Genomic DNA, 8,291 nt, shown 5'->3' on the forward strand with positions numbered 1-8,291 from the left:
ATCTCCCTGACGCTACTCCCAGAAATAGGGCGCGCGCTGCCGGTTGCCGGTTTCGACCTCGTTCATCGTGATCGGATCGTACATCCGTCCGCCCAGCATGACGTAACGGATTTCGTCCGTGTTCCCGATATCGTCGAGCGGATTGGCATTGAGGACGACGAGATCGGCGAGCTTGCCGGGCTCGAGGCTGCCGATGTCCCGGTCGAAGCCGTAGATCTGCGCGGGCATGATCGTCGCCGCCTGCAGCGCCTGGAGCGGGCTCATGCCGCCGCGCACGAAGCTCCACATTTCCCAATGCGCGGCCAGCCCCTCTTCCTGCCCGTGCGCGCCGATCGAAACGGGCACGCCGCGTTCCATCAGCGCGAGCGCCTGTGCGGCGCTCTCATCGTCGACATAATCCTCTTCGGGCGCGATCGTCCGGCGGACCGAGCGCGACTGGAGCTGCCGGGGCGGCACGTGGCGCGAGAGGATCGGATGCGTCCAGACATCGCTATGCGCGCGCCAATAGGGATCGCCGGCCAGCCCGCTATAGGTAACGACGAGCGTCGGGTTGTAGCCGACCCGCGTCTGGCTGAAGAAGCTCAGCACATCCTCGTAGAGCGCCGCCTGCGGGATATTGTGCTCGAGCGTCGTGTTGCCGTCCTGGATGATCGTCATGTCCATGCCGAACAGCGACCCGCCCTCGGCGACGACCGCGATATTCTCGGCCAGCGCCGCGGCGACGACCTGCTGGCGCTGATCGCGGCGCGGCTGGTTGTAATTCTTGATCGAGTGCGCGCCCTGCAGGCGAAGCCGCCGAACATGGTCGAGCGCATCGTCATAGCTGTTGATCAGCGCATAGCGGCTGGGACTGCGCGCGCCGTAAACGATCTCGCCGGTCGAAAAGAGGCGCGGAGAGAGGATCATTCCCGCCCGCTGCATCTCGCTCGCCGGGAAGATTTCCGACGCCGTGTTCGACGGGTCGTGATAGGTCGTAACACCGAAGGCCAGCGTCGCCACCATGTCCCAATTGGTCTCGGGGATGATGTCGTCGACGCCCTGCGACCCGTGCGCATGGCCATCGACGAAGCCCGGGACGATCGTCGCGCCGGCGACGTCCACGGTGCGGATGCCGGCGGGCATCGTCATCGCCGCGGTCGGGCCGACCGCCTCGATCCGGTTGCCGTTGATCACGATCGTGCCGTTCTCGATCACGCCGCCATCCTCGCCCGCCATGGTGACGATCCGCGCGCCGGTCAGCGCTATGCGGCCCGATGCCTGGTCGGCGCTGACGGGGATGGAGAGCGAGGTGCCGGTTTCGGGCGGCACGAATTCGGCGCGTTCCTGCCCTTCGGCGGGCGGCGCCGAGGCGAAGAGGCCATTCGTCGAAATCGAGTAGAGCGTCGGGCCAAGCGTCCAGTGCAGCCGCGATCCGTCATTGCTCCAGCTCGGATAGGTGACGCCCTCGTCGCCGATACGGACGGCCGGAAGCCCCGTGCCCTCCATCGCGGCGTTGATGTCCTGCGTGCCCGGGAGCAGCGGCATGACGAAGCCGTTATAATCCTGCTGGAACAGGAAATATTCGCCATCGGGCGCGACCATGTAATGCGTGACGAGTTCGCCCGATGCATGGATGCGTTCATCGTCGCCGGTCCGGTTGACGCTGACGAGCCGCTGCTTGTTCTCGGCGCTCGTCGTCATGAAGATGCGGTCGTTGCCGGCGCCGAAATGCGGGCTGCTGCCGCCATCGGTCAGCCGCACCGCTTCGCCGCCTGCCGCCGGGATCATATAGACGCCGCTCTGGCCCGAATATTCGGGTGAGGTCAGGAAGCCGCCTTCGCCCGCTTCGTAGACGATCGTGCGGCCATCGGGCGAGAAGGCGGGGCGGCGGTAATGGCCGGGGCGCGTGGTGACGGCGCGGTCGCCGCCGCCCGACGCGCTCATCGTGCGGATTTCGCCGAGCCCCTCGTCGGTCCAGCGGACATAGACGATCCGGCTGCCGTCGCGGCTCCAGCTCGGGAAGAGTTCGAAGCCGTCGCTACGGCTCGTCAGCCGGCGCGGCGCGCAGTTGGCGACCGAGCAACTGTAGAGCCGGCCCAGCGTCTCGAAGACCACGGTGCCGCCATTGGGCGAGACGCTGGCGAAGCGCGGCATGCGCGTCTGGAAGCCTGCCGGGGCGACTTCGACCTGCGGTCGAGGCGGGTCGATCACCTCGCGCGTGTCGGCGACGCGGAAGGGGATTTCGCTCGCGCTGCCGCTGGCGATATCGAGCCGCATGATATGCCCATCGGCCCAGAAGACGATGCTGCGGCTGTCGGGTGTCCAGTCCATCCGCGGATAGGTGCCGTAGACGGTCCAGGTTTCCTGCATGTCGCGGTCGAGATTGTCATAGACGCGGCGGTTCGCGCCGGTCTGCAGGTCGTGGACGTAGAGCGTCGACTGTGTCCGCTCGCGCCGGACGAAGGCGATGTAGCGGCCGTCGGGAGAGGGGCGCGGGTTGAGCGCGCCGCCCGGGCCGCTGATCACCGTCGCGCGCTCGCCTGTCTCCATGTCGTAGCGCTCGACGTTGAACAGGTCGGTGTTCGAATCCTGCGCGTATTCGAAGATCGGACCGGAGGTGACGTTGCGGCTGAAATAGATGCCGTCGCCATTGGGCGCGAAGACGGGTTCGCCGAGATCTTTCTGGTGGTTCTCGTTCGGCCGCTCGACGAGCGCGACGCCCGATCCGCCCGAGACGTGATAGAGCCAGACCTCGCCGGTGCCGAGCGAGCGCCCGGTCGTGAAATGCTTGCGCGCGACGATGAAGCGGCCGTCGGGCGACCAGTCGGGCTGGTTCAAGAGGCGGAAGTCTTCGTTCGTGACCTGCCGCATATTCGCGCCGGACGTGTCCATCACCCAGATGTTATCGCCGCCTCCGCGATCGGAGGTGAAGGCAATGCGCGTCCCGTCGGGCGAAAAGCGCGGTTGCACCTCCCAGGCCATGCCGCTGGCGATCGGCGTCGCCGTGCCGCCGGTGATCGGCATGGTGTAGATATCGCCCAAGAGGTCGAAGGCGATCGTCCGCCCGTCGGGGCTTACATCGACGTTCATCCAGGTGCCCTCGGTGACGTCGATATTGACGGTGCGGCGCGGCAGCGGCGGGTTGTTCACGTCCCATTCGTCGCTATCGGCGGCTGCGGCAGCGGGCGCGGCGGGGACGGGCTGTTGCGGCGCAGCCTGTCCGGCCGCGACATCGGCCGCTTCCGCGGCTTCGCGCGCTTCGTCCTCGGTCGTCTCCGTCGCCTCGACCGGATCGGCCTCCGGATCGGGCGGCGCGACCTGCGAAAGCGCAGGCGTGGCGGCGATGAGCGCGAGGCTGCTGACGACGAGGCGGATGTTCATGTGCGGGCTCCCCTGAAACGGCAATACGTTGGGTGCGACGCTAGCAGAGCGGGCGTTGGATGGAAGAGCCGCCCGTCCGGACTGGAAAGCCGGTCGTCGAAAGACTAACTGGGATGCAGCGAAATCTCCCAGAAAAGGACCTGCCCCATGACCGCCGATGCCATCGTCATTTCCTCATATGCCCGTACGCCGATGGGCGGTTTTCAGGGGAGCCTTTCCGAAGTTCCCTCGACGCAGCTCGGCGCGACCGCCGTCAAGGCCGCGATCGAGCGCGCCGGCGTGTCGGGCGACGATGTCGAGCAGATTTTCATGGGCTGCGTGCTCCCCGGCGGCCTCGGCCAGGCGCCGGCGCGGCAGGCGGGGATGGGCGCGGGCCTGCCGATCTCGACCGAGGCGACGACCGTCAACAAGATGTGCGGCAGCGGCATGCAGGCTGCTATCATGGCGCATGACGCGCTCAAGGCCGGGACCGCCGACGTCATCGTCGCGGGCGGCATGGAGAGCATGACGAACGCGCCCTATCTCCTCAAGAAACACCGTTCGGGCGCGCGGATCGGCCATGATGCGATCAAGGATTCGATGTTCCTCGACGGGCTCGAGGATGCCTATGAAGAAGGCCGCTTGATGGGGAGCTTCGCCGAAGAGGCCGCGCAGCATTACCAGTTCACGCGCGAGGCGCAGGATGGCTATGCGATCGAAAGCCTGAGCCGCGCCAGCAGCGCCATCGAAAGCGGCGCGTTCGACGACGAAGTCGTCCCCGTCACGGTAACGACGCGCAAGGGCGAGATCACCGTCGATACCGACGAACAGCCCGGCAACGCCCGCCCCGACAAGATCCCCTCGCTGAAGCCCGCCTTCGCCAAGGACGGCACGGTGACGGCGGCGAACAGCTCATCGATCTCGGACGGCGCCGCCGCGCTCGTGCTGACGCGCGAAACCGTCGCCAAGGACAAGGGCATGCCGATCAAGGCGCGCATTGTCGCCCATGCCGCCCATGCGCATGAGCCGGGCAAGTTCACCTCGGCCCCGGTGCCGGCGATCAAGAAGGTGCTCGAAAAGGCCGGATGGAGCATCGACGATGTCGACCTGTTCGAGGTCAACGAGGCCTTTGCCGTCGTGGCGATGATCGCGATGCAGGAACTCGGCATCCCGCACGACAAGGTCAATGTAAACGGCGGCGCCTGCGCGCTGGGTCACCCCATCGGCGCGTCGGGCGCACGGATCATGGCTACGCTCCTGAACGCCCTCGAAAAGCGCGGCTTGAAGCGCGGCGTCGCAAGTCTGTGCATCGGCGGCGGCGAAGCGACGGCGGTGGCGCTCGAACTCGTTTAGAAGCAAGGCACCAGCACACCCCAATATCGTCATTGCGAGCGTAGCGAAGCAATCCAGGGCCACCGGCGCCATTGCTTGCAGCCCAGGATTGCTTCGTCGCTTTGCTCCTCGCAATGACGATCGAAGATGTTGCGGCAATTCCGGAGCACGCTCGCCATTCCGGCTTCCGATGGATGCTTCCGGTGCAGGCCGGGCCGCGATACCTCCACGCACAACCGCATTGACAATCACACCAGTAAAATACCAAAAGGCACTCGGGTAGAATCACGATCCGACGAAGAGGGCCGAATATAATGCAAAGCTACGCCAATGCGCGCGTCATTCACGATGCTGACAGTCACACCATGGAGACGGGCGACTGGCTCGCGCCCTATCTCGACAAGGATTTGCTGGAGTCGCTCGGCGCGATCTATGGCGACGCCGATACGGGGAACCGCATTCTCGGCATCATCGACGCCGCGAAAGAGCGGAAGACCGACCCCGAAAAGGACGCCAAGGCGCGCGAGAACATCATCGCGGGTTACAAGGGCTGGGCCGGCTATGGCGCCTTCGACAAGGACGAGCGCGTCCATGCGCTCGACGCGCTCGGTTTCGGATCGCAGCTCGTCTTTCCGACATTCGGCCTCGGTCTCGTGCGCCGTGCGAAGGACGAAGACACGCTCTACAAGGCGTCTTACGCGCTGAACAAGGCGCAGGCCGATTTCTGCTCGGCCGACGACCGGCTCGTCTTCATCGCCTTCATCCCGCTCGACAATCCGGCGCGCGCGCTCGAACTCCTCGAAACCGCGCTCGCCGATGGCGCGGGGGCGGTGCTGCTGCCGTCGAATCCGCCGGGCAAGGAACGCTCGCCCGGCCATCCCGACTACGATCCCTTCTGGGCGCGGCTGGTCGAGGCCGACATTCCCTTCACGCTACACATCGGCCCCGGCACGATGCGCCCGCCCTCGGCCTATATGAACAACGGCCGCGAGCGTGCGCCCGATCTGCACGGCGGCGGCGAGAATCTGCGCTTCGCCGACTATATGACGCTCTGGTATGCGCCGCAGATGTTCCTGACGCACATGGTCTATGACGGCGTGTTCCAGCGCTTCCCGGACCTGCGCGGCGCGGTCGTCGAATGCGGGGCGGGCTGGGTGCCCGATTTCCTCCGCCAGCTCGATTATGCGCACAAATCGTTCCAGCGGACCGATCCCTATCTGCAGGAGATGGACCTGAAACCGTCGGATTATATCCGGCGCGCGATGAAGTTCACGCCGTTCCCGGGCGAGGATGTCGGGATCATGATCCGCGATGCCGGACCGGACCTGCTCCTCTTTTCGAGCGATTATCCGCATCCCGAAGGGACCAAGGATCCGATCGGCAAGTTCGAACGAACGATGGAAGGTATCGACGAGGATGCGAAGGACCGGTTCTATCGCCGCAACTACGAGCAGCTTATGAACATGGCGCCCGCGGTCGAGGCGATCGCCGCAGAATAACCTCCGGTGGCAGGCCAGGGCAGCGGATATTTCGGTCGATCCCCCGAAACGGTTCCCCGGCCTTGCCCACAGTCTTGCCCGAGGCCTGCCCCGCGCCTAGCGTCGCCGAAACGATGACGGAGCAGCGATCAACGGCGGGCGAAGCGCGAAAACCATCCGAGGATCGGAGGGCCGAACTTGTCGCGAGCGCGGCGGACCAGATCGTCGCCATCGGATCGACCGCCATCTCGCTCAACGCCGTCAGCGAGGCGGTCGGCGCCAGCCGTGCCCTTGTCTATGCCTATTTCTCCGATCGCGACGCGCTCGTCGCGGCCGTGCTCGAGGATCATATCGAGAAGCTCGAGGCGTTGGGGCTGCGCCACGCGGCGCGCGGCGCGACTGCGGTGGAGCGCGGTTGTGCGACCGCCGACGTCTATCTGAGGCATGTGATCGCGCACGGCCCGATCCTCCGCTTCATCCTGCGCGACAGCCATTTGATGAAGCGGATCGGCACGCAGGTCGGCGGTTTCAGGATCGGCATCATGCTCGCGCTCGCGCAGATCGCGCGGCGCGACCTTGCCCTGCTGCCTCGCGAGGCAATGGCGCTGGCCGAGATGATGAGCGCGATACCCGAGGAGCTGGGGCGGCTATGCCGTGCGGGCGAGCTCGACGCCGATGATGCGCAGGCGACCTGCGCGCGGCTGGTCGAAGCGGGAATTCGCGGGCTGACGCCGTCGCGGGAATCAACCGGCTGAGGATTCGGCGAGCTTTGCGTTGCTGCGCATGCCCGCCATGATCACGGCGAGGCAAAGCCCCCATTTTGAAACGATTCCCATTGCGCCTTCGATCTGCAACGCATGGGGGACTGTCGCAACAACGACGATGGCCGAAAGACTATTAGGACAAGACGCCACGTCGCATAACGCAATCCCGAACGGTGATGCAGAATGACGAGGGCCGCAGTCAGCACGATCCCCCGCATCGCCAGCACTCCGTAAACGGAAAAGGCCAGGCGAGACAAGCGGAAGCGCGTCCAGGGTGTCCGGCGGGCTCGTAATGTACAATCCTCCGACGTGGAGAAATAGGCACGCCACGATCGCCGAACCGACCCATCTGCGCCATTTGCGTTTGGTCGTCAGTTCCGCCCCAGGCAGATATCCCGCGGCGAGCAATAGCTGTTTCAACAGCAGCGACAGGCCGATGATTCCGGCAAATCCGCCGATGATATAGGCTGTGTCGCGGTAGGCCAGATACGGGCTGTTTGCGGCAATCAGGACGGGTCCGGATATCACGATCGTCAGTGCGACCCAAATCGCGATGGCGACAGCGCGTCTTGCGGATTTCGGCATGGGCGGACGTTCTGCGGCGTCAAACCGGCGCGAGCATAAACTCCGTACTGACTGACGTATCGCTTGCGCTCGACATGACGGGGCGCAGGAAGACAGTGTCGTACGCGCCGTCATCATAGGCAAGGTGCGCATGCGGCTGGCCGAAGTTCGGAATGATCTGCTCCATTTCAAGCCGGAAGCTGCCGTCGGCGGCGGTCAGCACGCTGCCGTGATTTCTAGATTCCCGTTCTCCGCCCAGCGTTGTCGCGGCCCAGATCTGGATGCGCACGCCCTTCAGCGGGGCGCCGTCGCCTGCGCGGCGAACTGTGCCGGAAACCCAGAAACCCGTTCCCAGGCGATCGACCATCGGCGCATTCGGTCGGTAGTTGTTGCTGCCGCCGCGCATAGACCGGGTCGGCGCAAGTCCGCTGGCTTTCGCTGGCGAGAGCAACCCGACGGGTTCCAGCGCGGTGAAGGCGCTCGCCAGGCCGGCGGATACAAGAAAGGAACGACGATTGTAAAAAGGAGATCTCATTGTGGTTTCGACCTTTACGACCGAATTGTCATCCTCCATGTCCCCTTCCACACAAAGTTACATAACCTGCCTGGGCTACGGAACATGACCGCGGCGCACAATTGTGTGAGCGCGCCCGTCGCAATCGCTCATTCTTCCCGAATGTTAAGGCCTGATTCGGGAGGTCATACAAACCCGAGAGCTTTTCCGAGTTTGTGCGCGAACCCGATTTCCGGAACGGGCCAGGAAGCGCCCAGATTGCTGTCGGCCACCCGCGATGGCGGATTCGTGTCAGGCTCA

General features: G+C 65.0%; 6 protein-coding genes. 3 read left to right on the forward strand and 3 right to left on the reverse strand.

Annotated features, from left to right (window positions below; translation table 11 throughout):
- Positions 1-12: 12 nt before the first annotated feature.
- A complete protein-coding gene (locus tag Q0139_RS05520) occupies positions 13-3,360 on the reverse strand; it encodes an amidohydrolase family protein (protein WP_298018665.1) in 3,348 nt (1,115 codons plus the stop codon).
- A gap of 147 nt (positions 3,361-3,507) precedes the next feature.
- Here Q0139_RS05520 and Q0139_RS05525 point away from each other — a divergent pair, with 147 nt between their 5' ends.
- The 3 genes from Q0139_RS05525 to Q0139_RS05535 all read left to right on the forward strand — a co-directional run bounded on the left by Q0139_RS05525 (position 3,508) and on the right by Q0139_RS05535 (position 6,904).
- Positions 3,508-4,692, forward strand: a complete 1,185-nt coding sequence (locus tag Q0139_RS05525) for an acetyl-CoA C-acyltransferase (RefSeq protein WP_298018668.1) — start codon at positions 3,508-3,510, stop codon at positions 4,690-4,692.
- Between the two features lie 293 nt (positions 4,693-4,985).
- Positions 4,986-6,170 carry an amidohydrolase family protein gene (locus tag Q0139_RS05530; protein WP_298018671.1) on the forward strand — a complete coding sequence of 395 codons (1,185 nt, stop codon included), beginning with the start codon at positions 4,986-4,988 and terminating at the stop codon, positions 6,168-6,170.
- Positions 6,171-6,232: 62 nt separating this feature from the next.
- The gene (locus Q0139_RS05535; protein ID WP_298018677.1) at positions 6,233-6,904 is read left to right on the forward strand and encodes a TetR/AcrR family transcriptional regulator; all 672 of its coding nucleotides are present in this window, start codon (positions 6,233-6,235) and stop codon (positions 6,902-6,904) included.
- Here Q0139_RS05535 and Q0139_RS05540 read toward each other — a convergent pair.
- Positions 6,893-7,498 carry a hypothetical protein gene (locus tag Q0139_RS05540; RefSeq protein WP_298018679.1) on the reverse strand — a complete coding sequence of 202 codons (606 nt, stop codon included), beginning with the start codon at positions 7,496-7,498 and terminating at the stop codon, positions 6,893-6,895. The genes Q0139_RS05535 and Q0139_RS05540 overlap by 12 nt on opposite strands.
- A gap of 19 nt (positions 7,499-7,517) precedes the next feature.
- Positions 7,518-8,051, reverse strand: coding sequence for a hypothetical protein (locus tag Q0139_RS05545; RefSeq protein WP_298018682.1), 534 nt, complete (start codon positions 8,049-8,051; stop codon positions 7,518-7,520).
- Positions 8,052-8,291 lie beyond the last annotated feature (240 nt).

The organism is uncultured Parasphingopyxis sp., from assembly GCF_937129435.1.
Classification (GTDB): Bacteria; Pseudomonadota; Alphaproteobacteria; order Sphingomonadales; family Sphingomonadaceae; genus Parasphingopyxis.